The sequence below is a fragment of the Microcystis sp. M015S2 genome, from assembly GCF_020245945.1.
GTDB lineage: Bacteria > Cyanobacteriota > Cyanobacteriia > Cyanobacteriales > Microcystaceae > Microcystis.
In genome coordinates, this window is the sequence record NZ_JADBTX010000004.1 from 51,183 (window position 1) to 66,925 (window position 15,743).

Here is a 15,743-nt window from a genome sequence, read left to right on the forward strand (position 1 = left end):
TCCTCGAATAGATACAATCGATTTTTGTCTTGATCGATCTAAATTATTGCCAAAAGCTGTAAACTTTTTAAATTAAACTTAACCAAAATTTTACCCAATCTTAACCAAAAAAATCCCCAATATTTCTAGATTTAAAAGTAATATTTATGCCTTAAACTATATTTTGAAGAAAGTTCAACTTTTCCAATTGTGCAGGATCCTTCAACCAGAAAACTTATGATATTCTCAACTGCTACCCTAACTCGTGTGTGTGCTGTCTCCTTCGCCACGGCAGCAGCTTTAATGGGAACTATGGGAGAAGCTTTCGCCCAAACCCTTAACGGTGCAGGAGCCTCCTTTCCCGCACCCCTATACCAGCGTTATTTTGCCGACTATAAAAACGCCACTGGTGTCACCGTTAACTATAATTCCGTCGGTAGCGGTGCTGGTGTCCGGCAATTTATCGCCGGAACCGTCGATTTTGGGGCTTCCGATGCCGCTCCTTCCTCCTCGGAAAAAAGCCAGATGAAAAACGGTTTACTGCTAGTTCCCACCGCCGGAGGAGCCGTCGCCGTGGTTTATAATCTGCCTGGGGTAAATAACCTACAAATTTCCCGGGCTAACCTCGGTAAAATCTTCAGTGGCGAGATCACTAACTGGAGACAAGTGGATCCGAAACTGCCCAACCAACCCATTAAAGTGGTGGTTAGGGCTGATGGTAGCGGTACTACCGAGATTTTTACCTCTCATCTGAGTGCGATTAGTCCTTCCTTCAAAAGTAAAGTGGGAACCAGCAAAGAACCTAACTGGGGTTTTACCGTTCTCAAAGGACCGAAAAATGATGGTGTGGCAGCCCTGGTTAAACAAACAGAAGGCTCGATCGGTTACGTTCAAGATACCTTTGCCCGCAAAAACGAAGGGGCAACCATGAGAACCGCCAAAGTTCAAAATAAAGCCGGTCAATTTGTCGAACCCAGTCTCGCTCAAGCTAACAAGGCGATGGAAGGGATCAAATTTAACGCCGATTTTACCGCTAATATGGACGATCCGAGCAGTGGTTATCCGATCGTCGGGATTACTTGGTTATTAGTACCGAAAGACTACGCTGATAACAAAAAAGCGGCGGAAATTAAAAGACTGTTGACTTGGATTCTCACCACCGGTCAAGGTATTAACAATCAATTGGAATTTACCCGGATTCCCCAATCGGTGACTCAAAAAGTTTTAGCCGAAGTTAACAAAATTAAATAAATACTTTTGTATTAGTTTGAACTTGATTGTCACTGCTTTCCAGTAAGATGGAAAAAAGTTACCGGTTAACCCCATAACTAATAACTGCAAGTATTTCTTTTCTCTGGGCTGAACATTGTTCAGCCCCTACAGTTGCGTTTTAAACAACTGATAACTGGTAATCGCTCTCTACCTTATGGCCAATTTTTCTGAACCTGTCGAGTACTTGGATGTCTCGGCGGCCAATCTTAACGAAAACCCCGGCACTGCGGGTTTATTCAATCGCATTTTTACAATCCTAGTCTGGATTTGTGCCGCCTCCGGTTTAATTTTTCTGCTCTGGATGGCCTGGATTGTTTTTCAGGATGCGCGGCCGGCGATCAATGAATTCGGTTGGGGATTTCTCTGGGGAACCACTTGGGATGTGAACGTCCTCAAATTTGGTGGTTTACCCTTTATTTTCGGTTCCGTTGTTTCCTCGATTCTGGCTCTTTTATTAGCTATTCCCCTCAGTGTTGCCGTTGCTTTAACCACTAGCGAGAATTATTTACCAGCAAGTATCCGTTATCCCATCGGTTTTCTAGTGGAATTAATCGCCTCGATTCCTAGTGTAATTATCGGGTTATGGGGGATTTTTGTGCTAATTCCCGTGCTTAAACCCCTGCAAGAATGGTTATTTCAAAATTTTGCTTGGTTCCCTTTGTTTAATACCCAACCTTTGGGACCAAGTATGCTGATCGCCGGTGTCATCCTGGCCATCATGATCGTGCCGACCATTTCCGCTATCAGTCGCGATGTTTTGCTTACCGTCCCCCCGGAATTACGCAGCGCGTCCATGGCCCTAGGTGCCACTCGTTGGGAAACCATCTGGCGCGTGTTGTTGCCGGCGGCCAGTTCTGGCATTATCGGGGCGATTATCCTCGGTTTAGGTCGCGCTTTAGGGGAAACTATGGCGGTGGCCATGGTAATCGGTAACTCCTCGATTATTAGTCCCTCCCTCTTGGCCCCCGGTTATACTATTCCTGCTGTACTAGCTAATACTTTCCCAGAAGCTTTTGAAAAAATCCACATCGGAGCCTTGATGTATCTAGCTTTGATTCTATTTGTTATTACCTTGGCCGTCAATAGTGTAGCGGCTTTATTAGTACAATTTATCAACCGCAATCGTTAAATTTATGAATCAAGGAGCTTTTCCCGAAGAAGATTTACAGCAACCCCTGTCACCGTGGCGACATTTTTTTACCAACGGTCTCACGGGTTTAGCGATCGCTCTTAGTGCCGTCGCCATTCTGCCTTTATTCGCTATTCTTTTTCAAATTGTCAAAGAAGGTTTACCCGGATTCAATTGGCAAGTTTTCACCTCTTTACCCGCCCCAGTTGGCTCCGATCCTAGTGTTCCCAACGGTTTCGCCAATGCGATCCTCGGGACTTTAACTATGGTCGGTTTAGCATCCCTCGGCAGCATACCTCTGGGGATTCTCACCGGGGTTTTTCTCTCGGAATTCGCTCGCGGTTCCAAAATTGGCGCTATTCTGCGCTTTGCGATCGTGGTGTTGAGTAGTACTCCTTCCGTTATCGTCGGGGTGTTTTCCTTCGGGGTTTTGGTGTTAACTACCAAACAATTTTCCGCCGTGGCGGGGGCCTTTGCTTTGGGGGTGATCATGTTGCCGATCATCGCTTTAACCACGGAAGAGGCACTTAAACTAATACCCATGTCCTACCGTCTCGGTTCCTCCGCTTTGGGGGGTTCCCGTTTCGATACGGTATTTCGCATTGTCCTGCCAGCAGCGATCGCACCGATTATGACCGGGATATTATTAGCGGTGGCCCGGGCTGCCGGAGAAACTGCCCCTTTAATGTTTACGGCTTTATTTAGTCAATTTTGGCAAGAAAGTCTTTGGTCGCCCACACCGGCTTTAACGGTGTTGATTTATAACTATGCTAGTTCCCCCTTTCCTGAACAAAATTCCTTGGCTTGGACAGCTTCTTTAGTACTAATTATCTTAGTTTTAATTACTAGCCTTCTCTCCCGTTTTGTCACTCGTAAACGCTCAAATTAAGTATTTTTCTGATGATCGATTCCTCTCTCATGAACAGTCCTACTTCTCTAGCTAATTCGGCGATTGAAGTCGAAAATCTTAGCTTTTTCTACGGTAGCAAAAAAGCCCTGGAAGGGGTTTCTTTACAAATCCCGCAAAGGCAAGTAACCGCCATGATCGGCCCCTCTGGTTGTGGTAAATCCACTCTCTTAAAAGCTCTCAATCGCATCGGGGAATTAGAGGGACAAGTGACAGTTAAGGGCAAAGTTAGGTTTTTTGGCCAGGATATCTACGCCCCCAAAGTTAACCTTCATACCTTACGGCGACAGGTGGGTATGGTGTTTCAGCGCCCTAACCCTTTTCCCGCTAGTATTTACGATAATATTGCCTACGGTATTAGAATTTATCGTTCCGCTAGTCGCAGTGAATTAGATGGGATTGTGGAATCAGCTTTAAAAGGGGCTGCTCTTTGGAATGAAGTTAAAGATCTGTTGAATAAATCCGCTTTAGGATTATCGGGAGGACAACAACAAAGATTGTGTATTGCTCGCGCTTTGGCGGTAAAACCAAAAGTATTATTAATGGATGAACCTTGTTCGGCCTTAGACCCCCTTTCTACCCTCAAAGTCGAGGAATTAATCCATGAATTGAAGCAACAATACACGATCGTCATTGTCACCCATAATATGCAACAGGCCTCTAGGGTATCCGATCGCACGGCCTTTTTTAATGCCGATGAAACCCGCGTCGGTCGTTTGGTGGAATTTGACACCACCCAGAAAATTTTCACCGATGCAGTTAATCAACAAACTCGCGATTATGTAGCCGGTAGATTCGGTTAATTTGTCTTGTCAGGAGATAGGAGACAGTTATCAGTTATCAGTTATCAGTTATCAGTTATCAGTAGTCAGGAGACAGGAGACAGGAGATTATTTTTATTTATTCTCCCCACACCCCACTCCCTGCTCCCCAATTCATAATTCATAATTCATAATTCATAATTCCCCCACACCCCACACCCCACACCCCACACCCCACACCCTAAACCCTAAGACTGCCCGATTTTGCTAGGATAAGAAATGTAACAAGAATCTTTCTCAACAGTCGGATAATTCATGGGCAACGATACCATCACCTTACTCTCCCCGCGGGAAATTGAAAAAATGCGTCGAGCCGGACGATTAGCGGCTAAACTGTTAGATCATCTGGCAGAAATGGTTAAACCGGGGGTAAGTACCCTAGAAATCAATGATGAGGCAGAACGTTGGACTCGCGCCCATGGAGCCAAAAGTGCGCCCCTAGGATACCATGGCTTTCCTAAGTCCATCTGTACTAGCATTAACGAGGTTATCTGTCACGGCATCCCCAGCGCCGATCAAATCCTCAAAGACGGCGATATTATTAACATCGATGTCACCCCGATTTTAGAAGGTTATCACGGCGATACCTCCCAGACTTTCTTTGTTGGTACTCCCTCCCCCCTGGCCAAAAAGTTAGTGGAAGTTACCAGAGAATGTCTGCAAAGAGGCATAGATGCAGTGCAGCCGGGGGGTAAAATCGGCGATATCGGCGCAGCTATCCAAGAATACGCCGAAGGACAAGGATTCTCGGTGGTTAGAGATTTTGTCGGTCATGGTATCAGTAATGTCTTTCATACCGGCCCACAGGTTCCCCACTACGGCACTCGCGGCAAGGGCAAAAAAATTCGTCCCGGCATGGTATTCACCATTGAACCAATGATTAATGAGGGAACCTGGCAACATATTGTTTTAAAAGACGGTTGGACTGCTATTACTAAAGATGGTAAACTTTCGGCCCAATTTGAACACACCATCGCCGTCACCGAAACTGGTGTCGAAATTCTCACTGTACCCGATTAAATTTAGGGAACAGGGAACAGGGGATAGGGAATGGGGGAATGGGGAAATAGGGAAGTTTCAACTAATACCCCAAAACCCTAAAACCCTAAAACCCTAAAACCCCATCTCCCCACCTCCCCACTTCATAATTCATAATTCATAATTCATAATTCATAATTCATAATTCCCACTGATAACTGAATATATGCAGTATCGTCGTTTCGGTCGCACTAATCTACAAATGCCAGTGTTTTCCTGTGGGGGGATGCGCTATCAATTTCAGTGGCAGGATGTGCCAATGTCGCAAATTCCCGCCGAGAATCAAGGCAATTTAGAGGCAATTATCAATAAATCTCTGGAAGTGGGGATTAATCACATCGAAACCGCTAGGGGTTACGGCACTTCCGAGATGCAATTGGGCAAAATTTTGCCGCAACTACCGAGGGAAAAGATTATCGTGCAGACGAAAGTTTCTCCTAGTCAAGATGTGCGGGAATTTCGCCGTAAATTTGAGCAATCCCTGCAATTTTTACGGTTAGATTATGTGGATTTGTTGGGCATCCATGGCATCAACACCGAGGAAATTCTCGATGACACTATGGCCGAGGGCGGTTGTTGGCAAGAGGCGAACAAATTACAGCAACAGGGAAAAGTTCGTTTTATCGGTTTCTCCACCCATGCACCAACTGATGTAATTGTCAAGACTATTGCAACAAATTGTTACGATTACCTCAATCTGCACTGGTACTATATTTTTCAGAATAACTGGCCGGCCATAGAAGCGGCAAAACAGCACGATATGGGGGTTTTTATCATTAGTCCCTCCGATAAGGGCGGCCATCTCTACAATCCTCCCCCTAAGCTCGTGGCTCTCTGTTCTCCTCTCAGTCCGATGGTTTTTAATGACCTATTTTGTCTCAGTCATCCGGCCGTCCATACCCTTAGTATCGGTGCTGCGCGAGCCAGAGATTTTGATGAACACCTGAAAACTTTACCCTTACTCGATCGAGCCGAGGAGATTTTACCGGCAATTATCGAGAGATTGCAAGGGGAGATGATCAACTGTTTAGGGGATAATTGGGTAAAAACTTGGTCTGTGGGTTTACCTAGCTGGGAAAATACCCCCAATCAGATTAATATTCCTTCTATCCTCTGGTTACGCAATCTCGCTATCGCCTACGATATGATTGACTTTGCCAAGGCCAGATACAATCTCTTGGGGAATGGGGGTCATTGGTTCCCCGGTCAACAGGCAAAAGAGGTGGAAAAACTCGATTTAACTGCCTGTTTAGCCTCTAGTCCCCACGCTGATAAAATTCCTTATCTTCTCGCCGAAACTCATCGATTATTGTCGGGAGAGACCGTACAACGCTTAAGCAGTAGTTAATTAAAATTCGATGCCGGGTTGCGCTTTCACTCCCTGTTGACGAAAGGGATGTTTAATTAACTTCATTTCCGTGACTAAATCCGCTATCTCGATTAATTCGGGTAAAGCTCCTCTACCAGTGAGAATAACGTGACAATTAGCGGGTTTTTGGGCTAAACCAGCGATAACTTCCTGAATATCCAGATAACCGAATTTAAGGGCGATATTGATCTCATCGAGTAAAATTAATTGATATTGGGGATTTTCGAGAAAAGTTAGGGCTTTTTGCCATGCTTCTTCGGCTTTCTCTATATCTCTTTCTCTATCTTGGGTTTCCCAGGTGAAACCTTCCCCCATAGCATAAAACTCGATTTGTTCCCCCCAAACACTAAAAATCTTTTGTTCGGCAGGTTCCCAAGCACCTTTGATGAATTGTACCACCGCCACTTTGTAACCATGACCGAGGGAACGTAAAACCATACCGAGGGCTGCCGTGGTTTTTCCCTTACCATCGCCGGTATTAACGATAATTAAACCTTTTTCAGCAATTTTTTCGGCTAAACGTTCCTCTTGGATGACCTTGCGGCGCTGCATTTTTTCTTTGTATTGTTCGGGAGTGAGTTGCATTCAAGTCTGTCCAGTCAAATCAAGATAATTGTAACTCAAGGGGTTATCGATCGCTATGTGAAGATTTTGACCGGCTAAATTGTCTGGGGGTTGATGCCTAATTCTCGTAATTTTGCCGCTAATCTTTCCTTAGCTTGTCGTTCTTGTTCTTTTTCTACAAGAGCCTGTTCTTTTCCCTGTCGTTCTTGTTCCTTTTCTAAAAGAATCTGTTCTTTTTCTAAAAGAGCCTGTTCTTTTCCCTGTCGTTCCTGTTCTTTTTCTAAAAGAGCCTGTTCCTTTGCTTGTCTTTGCTGTAATTCAGCTTCTTGGGGAGTGGGAACCAATTGACCATCGGCGGTAAAATAACGCAGTTTACGGTCAAATATGCCTAAATATAATCCTAACTGTTCACTCCATAGATAACCCCGGTCATTGGGAGAAATAGCTTGATATTGTCCCTCAAGTATCGTAAATCCTTGGAATTCTAAGGTATTAGGATCGAACCAAAAATAATTAGGAGTGCGAAAAGTATTTTGGTAGAGAATTTTCTTTTTAGTGCGGTCAATATTGGCCGTAGAATCGGAAATAATCTCCACGATCACATTGGGATATTTACCCTGTTCTCCCCAAACCACCCAACTTTTGCGGGGACGTTTTTCTGTATCTAAAACCACAAAAAAATCAGGACCGCAGAAATCGCGCTTTTTCAGTTGTTCTTCGTTATAGTAGATAGTCAGATTACCGGAAGCGTAGTAATCGTTTTTCTCTTGCCATAATAATTCTAGACAACTGAGAAGAATTATGATCTGTTGCAGGTGTAAATCACTTTCCAAGGGTGGTTCATCACTCCATAAATCGGTGGGAGGACAGGTAACTTCTGGTAAAATGTCGAGAGTTGTCATAGTTTTTCCCCTGGCTGGGACATTTATTTAATTAGGGTTTACTGAATAAATGTGAAATATAGACTAGATAAGAGTTTTAGGATATTTTTTTGCAAAACAGGTACAAGGTTTTGAGAATCCTGTAGGGGCGAAGCATTTGGGCATAACCTATCGCTGAAACCGTAGATTTCCTATCCGAATGCTTCGCCCGTACCCCAAATTTTTCTCTAGCAACGCACCAAATAAATTAATGATAGGTGTGGTGCGTTACGACGGATTGTTAGATTTAAGTTTAAGCAAAGATTGTCGCCGTCTAACGCACCCTACATTTTACTACATTTTACTTGCAACAAGGAAATAATTCCTAATTTTAAGGAAGTCCCAGACAGTAGAACGCCCCCCAGTAACGATAATCCTGAAAAGGCACTGCATCGGGAGCAAATTCGTCAAGCCACTTGATCAATTCGCCGATTTTTTGATAATTGGCCCCAGCGGCATCGGTGTTGGGGTCTTGGGCGCGGCGCATTTGTTGCCAAGTCTGGAAAGCCTGCTTCAAATCGGCATCTAAACTGTCCCGCCAGTCTTTTTGGCAAGTCTCCCGCAACGCTTGGCGAGCCTGATGTAGAGCCGTTAAGCGTTCCTCTCCGGCCCGTCGTGCGCGATGGTACTCCCGCGAAAACAGCGTTGTGGCTAGGTCAGTCACGGCCCAATGACTACTGATCACACTTCGAGCGCCCCCCAGCAGAAAGCCTGTACCTAAGCTGAGGGGTTCGTCCAGTAATTCCCGTCGCAGGTTTCCCTCCTCATCTCGGAAACTGGCAAAACTGAGACCAGTTTCACAACAGGAGAGAAACACTTCCGACAATTCCGGAAAGCGCCACGAGGGACTAATTAAATCCCGCAAGGTGACTTTTTGCTCCCCGTCTAGGACGAGGTGGGAGTTGAGAGGATCATCGGGGCGACTGGTGGCGTGGTGGCTGGAAAGTAGGGCCTGCACTTGTTTGAGCAGTTGCAGATAAGAGTCGGCGGTGACTGTGCGCCCCTGTAGCCGCCGTTGGCGAGGCACATTCCAGGTTTGGGCGACCCACTCACACTCTAGGGGAGTATAGGGCAAATCCTCTGTGGTGTTTTCCACAATCCCCAGGGTGTCGGGAGTGGGTTGCGATCGCTCTTGGCACAGTCCCAGAATTTTGGTACTGGGGACAAACTGAAGGCGAAAGCGATCGCCCAGTAGTTTGCCTTCGGCGGTGGGTAGAAGGTCGAAGGGAATTTGGTGCAGAAAGAGGTGGGGAATCAGGATTAAGTCAGTGATGCCCTGGAGGTGCTGTTGGATGAGGGTATCGAATTGCAGGCGGGTTGCCAATTCTTGCAGACGAGCGGCCATAGCTTGGTGCCACTCCTCCCGACGCTGCTGGCGGGATTGGGCGGTCTCTGCTTGATTAATCGCAATGTAGGGGTTAACCCAGTTTTCGACCAGCCAGTTTTGCAGGTCGTTGGCCGACTCCGGGGGATTGGGAATAGTGTGGCAGTTGACCCCTTCCCCGCCATCCCGGGAGGGGCGACGCAGGACAAAGATGTGGGTATGGGTGGCGGTGGTGTAGAAGCTGAGGAGGGCGGTCTGGGGAGAGGGGAGCAGCGCCATTAACTCATCAAGGCGAGGTTGGGGTTGGGGTTGCTGAAGTTGGGCGGTAATGGCATCAAAGCGGTAGAGAGCTTCCCAGGCTTGACGTTCAGCGGCTTCGGCGGCGAGGAGTTGTTCAGAGGCAAAGCTAGCGCGGGTGTTGCCGCTTAGTGCAGGGGTCAAGGATGGTCTATCGTCTTTGGACAGTTCAGGACGGTCTTGAGCGAGTTGGGATTTGCTGCGGCGGCTGTCCTGAAGTTGCTGATACCAGGCTTGTATTTCTGGGGGGATGCGCCCATCGGCGTAGAGGTCGCTGATGGCGATTAGGTCGGCAAGGCGTTTGGAGCGGGAACGTTCGACGGTTCGCAGCGCCAGGGAGAGGTCGCCCTGGTTAACGGCGGCTTGGATTAGGTTTTCATAAACGCCGATAGACTTGCGGACAATTTCTTGGCGCAGGGCTTCGCTGGTAGCCCAGGCGCGGCTTTGTTCAACGGCTTCCACGGCAACCCTGTAGCCTTCTAAGGCAATGTCCCACCAGCCCTGCTTAAAGCCCAAGTTGCCGAGGTTCCGTCCAGTTCTGAGGGTGTCAGCCGGTAAGAGAGTGGGGTTGAGAAAGGAAAGTGCCTCTCGATAAAAGGCGATCGCCCGTTCTAGGTTGGCTACCGGCTCTTGACCCAATTGGGCTTGGGTCCTGTAGGCTACGCCCAGATTATTGAGGGTTTGGGCTAAATCCCTTTCTAATCCGGGTTGGCGGAAGATGGTGGCGGCTTCGGTGTAGTTGGCGATCGCCCGTTCTAGGTTGGCTACCGGCTCTTGACCCAGTTCGGCTTGGGTGACGTAGGCTGCGCCCAGATTATTCAGGGTTGCGGCTAATTCCCTTTCTAATCCCGGTTGGCGGCGGATGGTGGCGGCTTCGGTGTAGTTGGCGATCGCCCGTTCTAGGTTGGCTACCGGCTCTTGACCCAATTGGGCTTGGGTCCAGTAGGCATTGCCCAGATTATTGAGGGTTTGGGCTAAATCCCTTTCTAATCCGGGTTGGCGGCGGATGGTGGCGGCTTCGGTGTGGTTGGCGATCGCCCGTTCTAGGTTGGCTACCGGCTCTTGACCCAATTGGGCTTGGGTCCAGTAGGCATTGCCCAGATTATTGAGGGTTTGGGCTAATTCCCTTTCTAATCCGGGTTGGCGGAAGATGGTGGCGGCTTCGGTGTAGTTGGCGATCGCCCGTTCTAGGTTGGCTACCGGCTCTTGACCCAATTCGGCTTGGGTCTGGTAGGCTACGCCCAGATTAGTCAGGGTTTGGGCTAAATCCCTTTCTAATCCCGGTTGGCGGTAAGTTGTGGTGGCTTCGGTGTAGTTGGCGATCGCCCGTTCTAGGTTGGCTACCGGCTCTTGACCCAATTCGGCTTGGGTCCAGTAGGCATTGCCCAGATTAGTCAGGGTTGCGGCTAATCCCCTTTCTAATCCGGGTTGGCGGCAGATAGTGGCGCAAAATTCGTATCCATAGATGGCGATGTCTAGGTTAATGCGTGGATTACCTTTAGGAAATTCATCAAAAACATCAGCAAGAGAATAGAATAATGTCCCTAGTTGGTTGGTTTCCTCTGGACTGGCTTGTTCCTTGGTTTGATTTCCCCAAGCACGGAGGAGGTTAAGTAAGTTTTCATCTAAGAGATGGAGGTTATTGTCGAGCAGGGGATAAATTGCTTGGCGGTTTCCGTCACTTTCCTCGACAGTTTCCAGTAGGGTTTGTAAAAAACTGATGTAGGGGTTTTGGTTGTCTCTGGGCGGTTCTAAAAATTGTTCTAACTGTTGCGCCATATTCAGCAACCATCTCCCGTTATTGCTTTGTCCTTGCTGTTCTAAGAAGTCTGCATACTGCTTCATCACAGCGACTAAGCCTGCATCAAGTAATTCCGCATTAGCTTGTAATAGCGCTGGTTCCTGACCATTTTCGCACTGGAGGAGCGCTTGGATTAGGGCTAAGTAAGCTTCTATTCTTGCTTCGTTCATGATTGTTTTTAGTAGGGTGCGCTCTTCGATAGCGTAACGCACCCAGATAGCGTAACGCACCAAGTAGTAGTTAAATTAATGATAGATGTGGTGCGTTACGACGGATTGTTAGATTTAAGTTTAAGCAGAAATTGTCGCCGTAAATACGCACCCTACATTCTATTTTTCTGAATTACACAATGTAGAATGTAGAGGAAAAACGCGATCATCTTTTCTCAACAATGTTACTCTTCTTTTGGGAAATCAGAACTGCCTACAACCTGAATGGCTCCGAAGTCAGGAAGCTTGACGGTGAGATGCCACTCTCCACCAAGTGAACGCACAAAGTTGGAAAAGTCCTCGAAGGTAAGACCCCGTGACCCATTCTCTAGTCGAGAGATTTGCGACTGAGATACTCCCACTCGTTCGGCCAACTCCTCTTGTGTGAGACCGAGATGGGAGCGAAGTTCTCGAATCGCTCGGATCTCCTTCAGAGTCTCCTCGGCGCGTGCTTGTATGCGTGCCCTCCTTTCCGGGGACAGCGAAGCCATTTTCTCCTCGTGACTAATCATTTCCCCTCCTCCTTCATGCTGCGTAGGTGTTCTTCAAACCTCTTGTCGGCGATACGGATATTTTCCTTGTACCAGTTGGAACCGCTTCCTGTCTTATTCCCTCCAAGCAAGATAATCGCTCTTCGTTTTGGGTCGAAGGCAAAGAGCACCCGCCACGGCTCCCCCCTGTGCTGTACCCGAAGTTCTTTCAGGTTCGGGTACTTACTCCCTTTGACGGTATCAACATAGGGCCGTCCGAGCATTGGTCCTTCAGCTTGAAGAAGCTCGATGGAGAACAAGAGCGCATCTTGTAAGCTCTCATCTTGCTCGTTCAGCCAAGCGTCGAACTCATCGTGGTAAAGAACTATCCAGATCATAACTAGAGTATATGACAAATTGGCATAAAGTCAAGCCGACCATTCTGCCGCTTAATCGCACTCAGAACTTGACCAAAACGAGGAATCCCACTTGATTTAACTCTTCAGCAATTTGTCAATAAGACTCAATTAGACCTCGACCTAATATTATCTCAAGACCAAAAGTCTTTCTAGTCAAGGAATCTACCTGAACAAAAATTATTTTAATTGCCTCAAATTCTCACTAAAGACTACTTTAAGGCAGAGCCTTGGAACAAGGGATAGATGTGGTGCGTTACGACGGATTATTAGATTCAAGTTTGAGCAGAGATTGTCGTCTAACGCACCCTACATTCTACTATAATCAAAGATGTTGATTTATCCTATGAGGTAACAATGTTATCCATTAATCTAGATCGAGAAACCGAGAACTATCTAGCGGACATCATTTCTGAAGAGAATATTAGCTCAGAAGAACTTCTAAAAAAACTCATTTACGAACATTGGCAAAGCTTAAAACCGCGTAAAACTTTATTACAACGCCGGGGAGGTCATCCTCAGCATCTTTTAGAAAATGCTCCACCTGATTTGTCATTGCGAGAAAACCGCAAAAAAGTAGTGGCAGAATATATCCAAAACCATCATCAGCAAGATCATTTATGACAAATTATCCCCCAAAAATTATTACAGAATCAATCAACCAATTCTCTAACTTCAAAGCAGGCACACGCTCAAATTCACGAGTATTTGCGGTAACAAGAGTCAGATCAAGCGCTAGAGAATGAGCAGCAATCAGTAAATCATTTGGACCGATTGGGGTTCCTGCTTGCTCCAAATGTTTACGAATTAGGGCATAGTGCTTATCTACAGTTGATTCTAATGGCAAAACTGTCAAGAACTCCAGGATGCGTTCTAGTTGCTGCACCAGACGGGAGGAACCACTTTTAACCACTCCAAATCTTAATTCACACGCCACAATGATGCTCGTACAAACGCTTTCTTCGCCGACATCCACAATATGCTGGAAAACCTGACCTTGGGGATACCTGATCAAATGTGATAGGATGTTAGTATCAAGAAGATATTGATAGGTCATTGGGTGGTACTAAAATGTAATGTCATCAAGGGGAAGCAACCCTTCATCTATATCAGGAAAATTGTCTGTAATGTCTGGCAAAGTAATCAGCAAAGAAAGTAGAGAACCAGAAGAAATCGGCTCAATGATTAAGCGATGACCTTCTTTGCGTAACAAAACCTCTGTGCTTGATAGGGCAAGTTCAGGAGGAATAGTTAAGACTTGCTCTTGTCCACTTGTTAGTAAAGAAACCTGACGTAAGTTTTGCATCTGTTGACCTCTTTGTTAATGATCACCTTACTATAATAGACGCTTCTAAGACAGAATATTCAGTATCTAAAACTTCTACTCCAAAGGTTTCAATATGAAAACGGAGTGCTGATTTCGCATCTTCTAGCACTTCTTGATATGATTCGCCTTCGCCAATGACAACACCTTCAATACCTAAAGGATAAGCAATATAGCCATCTGGGTGTTTTTCGACAATTATTTTAATGCTTTTCATGATTATTTTTTAAATACATTTTCCCAATTCATCAAGCAAATCCATCGCCACCTCTAGCCAGTCCACCGCACCCTCTGAAGACGGCTCAGGCGTTGCTTCCCTTACCTCTTGGAGATTCGAGGCTGAGGGTTTAAAATTCTCATGATTCTCGCTGGCCTTCTCTGCTAAAAAGTCCTTTAATAGCATCGGACGTTCATACTCTGAGCTATTTGTCAAGAGCCAGTTCAAAAATGTGATCGTCTCGGTTCGTTGTTGCGCTGACCAGCCTTGTTTATCGCTAAACTGCGCCGTAATTTGCTGGCATTTTTGCCACCAGCCATAAGCCTCCCACAGCGCCGACATAGGTTTCCTCATGGCCAAGGACACCGCGCCTCCTTCTGGGAAATCTTGGCGCAGGTCCGAACTCAACAGAACCCCAGTTAACCAAGCTCCTCCTTCCCCTAACTCGACTAAAATATAGGCCAATGTTGCCGGATTTAGGTCAATATTGACCCTAATTTGGCTTAAATCCAACGGTTCTCCATCAGAGTCTTGAGGAATCAATATAGCTTCCAGTTTACCTAGCTTGGGTAGTACCACTTGAGCATTATCAGCCGCCGCAGCATCTACCTCTATCCCATGCTCTTTTAGATAATCTGTCAGCACCGCCGCCGCTAAGGTGTTCTGGCGAATCAATTCCCCAAAGCTGGGATAGGGAACCCAAACAGAGTCGGCTAAATCTGTTTTAGGGTCTAAACCCGCAAGTTTAGCTAACTCAACCAGATCATCTGTATCTGCATTAGCAAGACGCAGGTACAGTTCTTCAACTTCTCGAATAAAATCTGCATCACTCATAACGTAATACCTGACGACTTAGATAGGGTTGGGTTTTATGCTTTAAAAATAACTTAGCTAAGGCTAACTCAAATATGTTTAATTTTTTGTGTCGATAAATATCATCTTTAAATAAATTTTCTAAACCCGTAATCACAACCTGACGCATTTCAGGAGTAAATGTCGCTTCAACGCTCCAGGGAACACCCGCAATTAACATTTTACCCAGGGAATCCGCTAATTCCCCAATCAAAACAGGCTCACCTGTCCTATTCTCGAACACCCACACAGGCTGATTATTTGCTCCCTTGTGACTAATTTGCGCTATTTTAAGCTGAAACTTATCCCCCTGGGACTCTTTCTGACGCTGTTCTCTAACTCCCTTTAAGCTTGCTTTCGGTAAATCAGGAGTTACAGTTCCTTCTAGTTGAAACTTGCTTTCCTGTTCTCCTCCTAACTGACGTTCAATCTCCAACTCCCTTGCTAAAATCTTTTTCAACGCTTCATTTCTCAACTCAGAAGGCATTTGGCCATTCTCCAGTTTTAAGCGTAACTCTCCCCCCCGCAAACCAAACTTAACCCGTCCAAAGCGAAAATCAAGCCACTGCTGATTAAAAATAATCCGCACCGATAGGGAAAACGCCTCTGGATCAGACTTTTTCAAAAGCGAAAAAACACCCTTAGACTCAGGCGCAAGGGGTTCTCCCAAAATCTCCAAGTGCAGACATTCAGGACACTTATTGTCATGTTCTGTTACCGCGATCGCCCTTGATTGCTTTGCCATCATCCTAGGCCTTTCAAACCCTTAACTGTAATAATTGTACTGTATGTGGGGTTTGCGGCAAAAAATTTGTTGTTTTGCTAATAAAGTCC

The 15,743-nt window shown here is 46.2% G+C and carries 17 protein-coding genes; 7 read left to right on the forward strand and 10 right to left on the reverse strand.

Features of this window, described 5'->3' with window-relative positions; genetic code table 11:
* The first annotated feature begins 216 nt into the window (after positions 1-216).
* From pstS to IM473_RS00570, 6 genes are all read left to right on the forward strand, one after another.
* The gene (gene pstS, locus IM473_RS00545; RefSeq protein WP_287656868.1) at positions 217-1,230 is read left to right on the forward strand and encodes a phosphate ABC transporter substrate-binding protein PstS; all 1,014 of its coding nucleotides are present in this window, start codon (positions 217-219) and stop codon (positions 1,228-1,230) included.
* 175 nt (positions 1,231-1,405) lie between these two features.
* Positions 1,406-2,380 carry a phosphate ABC transporter permease subunit PstC gene (gene pstC / locus IM473_RS00550; RefSeq protein WP_287656870.1) on the forward strand — a complete coding sequence of 325 codons (975 nt, stop codon included), beginning with the start codon at positions 1,406-1,408 and terminating at the stop codon, positions 2,378-2,380.
* Between the two features lie 4 nt (positions 2,381-2,384).
* Positions 2,385-3,269 (forward strand): phosphate ABC transporter permease PstA, encoded by an 885-nt coding sequence (gene pstA / locus IM473_RS00555; RefSeq protein ID WP_287656871.1) that lies wholly within the window; start codon positions 2,385-2,387, stop codon positions 3,267-3,269.
* A gap of 11 nt (positions 3,270-3,280) precedes the next feature.
* Positions 3,281-4,090: a phosphate ABC transporter ATP-binding protein PstB gene (pstB, locus tag IM473_RS00560; RefSeq protein WP_287656874.1), complete on the forward strand. Its 810-nt coding sequence runs from the start codon at positions 3,281-3,283 to the stop codon at positions 4,088-4,090.
* Between the two features lie 273 nt (positions 4,091-4,363).
* Positions 4,364-5,128: a type I methionyl aminopeptidase gene (gene map / locus IM473_RS00565; protein WP_287656875.1), complete on the forward strand. Its 765-nt coding sequence runs from the start codon at positions 4,364-4,366 to the stop codon at positions 5,126-5,128.
* 184 nt (positions 5,129-5,312) lie between these two features.
* Positions 5,313-6,494: an aldo/keto reductase gene (locus IM473_RS00570; RefSeq protein ID WP_287656877.1), complete on the forward strand. Its 1,182-nt coding sequence runs from the start codon at positions 5,313-5,315 to the stop codon at positions 6,492-6,494.
* Here the strand turns inward: IM473_RS00570 and cobO are convergent, their stop codons facing one another.
* The 5 genes from cobO to IM473_RS00590 form a co-directional block, all read right to left on the reverse strand.
* Positions 6,495-7,100 carry a cob(I)yrinic acid a,c-diamide adenosyltransferase gene (gene cobO / locus IM473_RS00575; protein ID WP_287656878.1) on the reverse strand — a complete coding sequence of 202 codons (606 nt, stop codon included), beginning with the start codon at positions 7,098-7,100 and terminating at the stop codon, positions 6,495-6,497.
* A 74-nt stretch (positions 7,101-7,174) separates the two neighbouring features.
* Positions 7,175-7,981, reverse strand: a complete 807-nt coding sequence (locus IM473_RS00580; RefSeq protein ID WP_287690305.1) for a Uma2 family endonuclease — start codon at positions 7,979-7,981, stop codon at positions 7,175-7,177.
* A gap of 349 nt (positions 7,982-8,330) precedes the next feature.
* Entirely contained in the window at positions 8,331-11,591 is a 3,261-nt protein-coding gene (locus tag IM473_RS00585) for a CHAT domain-containing protein (RefSeq protein WP_407069677.1), read from the reverse strand.
* Between the two features lie 224 nt (positions 11,592-11,815).
* Complete coding sequence (locus IM473_RS22440; protein ID WP_353738129.1) at positions 11,816-12,142, reverse strand: helix-turn-helix domain-containing protein; 327 nt, start codon at positions 12,140-12,142, stop codon at positions 11,816-11,818.
* Positions 12,139-12,498: a type II toxin-antitoxin system RelE/ParE family toxin gene (locus IM473_RS00590; protein WP_287656882.1), complete on the reverse strand. Its 360-nt coding sequence runs from the start codon at positions 12,496-12,498 to the stop codon at positions 12,139-12,141. The genes IM473_RS22440 and IM473_RS00590 overlap by 4 nt, the downstream gene beginning before the upstream one ends.
* A gap of 375 nt (positions 12,499-12,873) precedes the next feature.
* On the opposite strand from IM473_RS00590, the gene IM473_RS00595 reads away from it, so the two are divergent.
* Positions 12,874-13,140, forward strand: a complete 267-nt coding sequence (locus tag IM473_RS00595) for a hypothetical protein (RefSeq protein WP_103111475.1) — start codon at positions 12,874-12,876, stop codon at positions 13,138-13,140.
* A 4-nt stretch (positions 13,141-13,144) separates the two neighbouring features.
* On the opposite strand, the gene IM473_RS00600 is transcribed toward IM473_RS00595, so the two are convergent.
* From IM473_RS00600 to IM473_RS00620, 5 genes are read right to left on the reverse strand one after another with little or no spacing between them, the layout of a single operon-like run.
* Entirely contained in the window at positions 13,145-13,573 is a 429-nt protein-coding gene (locus IM473_RS00600) for a type II toxin-antitoxin system VapC family toxin (RefSeq protein ID WP_002788601.1), read from the reverse strand.
* Positions 13,574-13,582: 9 nt separating this feature from the next.
* Positions 13,583-13,822 carry an antitoxin gene (locus IM473_RS00605; RefSeq protein ID WP_287656884.1) on the reverse strand — a complete coding sequence of 80 codons (240 nt, stop codon included), beginning with the start codon at positions 13,820-13,822 and terminating at the stop codon, positions 13,583-13,585.
* A 22-nt stretch (positions 13,823-13,844) separates the two neighbouring features.
* Positions 13,845-14,057, reverse strand: coding sequence for a type II toxin-antitoxin system HicB family antitoxin (locus IM473_RS00610; protein WP_002753241.1), 213 nt, complete (start codon positions 14,055-14,057; stop codon positions 13,845-13,847).
* Between the two features lie 9 nt (positions 14,058-14,066).
* Positions 14,067-14,891, reverse strand: coding sequence for a hypothetical protein (locus IM473_RS00615; protein WP_287656886.1), 825 nt, complete (start codon positions 14,889-14,891; stop codon positions 14,067-14,069).
* On the reverse strand, positions 14,884-15,654 hold the full coding sequence (locus IM473_RS00620; RefSeq protein WP_287656888.1) for a hypothetical protein: 771 nt from the start codon (positions 15,652-15,654) through the stop codon (positions 14,884-14,886). The genes IM473_RS00615 and IM473_RS00620 overlap by 8 nt, the downstream gene beginning before the upstream one ends.
* Positions 15,655-15,743 lie beyond the last annotated feature (89 nt).

What these genes read in the sequence shown, in the direction of transcription:
- IM473_RS22440 (WP_353738129.1), bottom strand. Translation starts at nt 12,142, where the DNA reads ATGATTAGTCACGAGGAGAAAATGGCTTCGCTGTCCCCGGAAAGGAGG.
- map (WP_287656875.1), top strand. Translation starts at nt 4,364, where the DNA reads ATGGGCAACGATACCATCACCTTACTCTCCCCGCGGGAAATTGAAAAA.
- IM473_RS00595 (WP_103111475.1), top strand. Translation starts at nt 12,874, where the DNA reads ATGTTATCCATTAATCTAGATCGAGAAACCGAGAACTATCTAGCGGAC.
- cobO (WP_287656878.1), bottom strand. Translation starts at nt 7,100, where the DNA reads ATGCAACTCACTCCCGAACAATACAAAGAAAAAATGCAGCGCCGCAAG.
- IM473_RS00590 (WP_287656882.1), bottom strand. Translation starts at nt 12,498, where the DNA reads ATGATCTGGATAGTTCTTTACCACGATGAGTTCGACGCTTGGCTGAAC.
- IM473_RS00600 (WP_002788601.1), bottom strand. Translation starts at nt 13,573, where the DNA reads ATGACCTATCAATATCTTCTTGATACTAACATCCTATCACATTTGATC.
- IM473_RS00585 (WP_407069677.1), bottom strand. Translation starts at nt 11,591, where the DNA reads ATGAACGAAGCAAGAATAGAAGCTTACTTAGCCCTAATCCAAGCGCTC.
- IM473_RS00610 (WP_002753241.1), bottom strand. Translation starts at nt 14,057, where the DNA reads ATGAAAAGCATTAAAATAATTGTCGAAAAACACCCAGATGGCTATATT.
- pstB (WP_287656874.1), top strand. Translation starts at nt 3,281, where the DNA reads ATGATCGATTCCTCTCTCATGAACAGTCCTACTTCTCTAGCTAATTCG.
- IM473_RS00620 (WP_287656888.1), bottom strand. Translation starts at nt 15,654, where the DNA reads ATGGCAAAGCAATCAAGGGCGATCGCGGTAACAGAACATGACAATAAG.
- pstS (WP_287656868.1), top strand. Translation starts at nt 217, where the DNA reads ATGATATTCTCAACTGCTACCCTAACTCGTGTGTGTGCTGTCTCCTTC.
- pstC (WP_287656870.1), top strand. Translation starts at nt 1,406, where the DNA reads ATGGCCAATTTTTCTGAACCTGTCGAGTACTTGGATGTCTCGGCGGCC.
- IM473_RS00580 (WP_287690305.1), bottom strand. Translation starts at nt 7,981, where the DNA reads ATGACAACTCTCGACATTTTACCAGAAGTTACCTGTCCTCCCACCGAT.
- IM473_RS00615 (WP_287656886.1), bottom strand. Translation starts at nt 14,891, where the DNA reads ATGAGTGATGCAGATTTTATTCGAGAAGTTGAAGAACTGTACCTGCGT.
- pstA (WP_287656871.1), top strand. Translation starts at nt 2,385, where the DNA reads ATGAATCAAGGAGCTTTTCCCGAAGAAGATTTACAGCAACCCCTGTCA.
- IM473_RS00605 (WP_287656884.1), bottom strand. Translation starts at nt 13,822, where the DNA reads ATGCAAAACTTACGTCAGGTTTCTTTACTAACAAGTGGACAAGAGCAA.
- IM473_RS00570 (WP_287656877.1), top strand. Translation starts at nt 5,313, where the DNA reads ATGCAGTATCGTCGTTTCGGTCGCACTAATCTACAAATGCCAGTGTTT.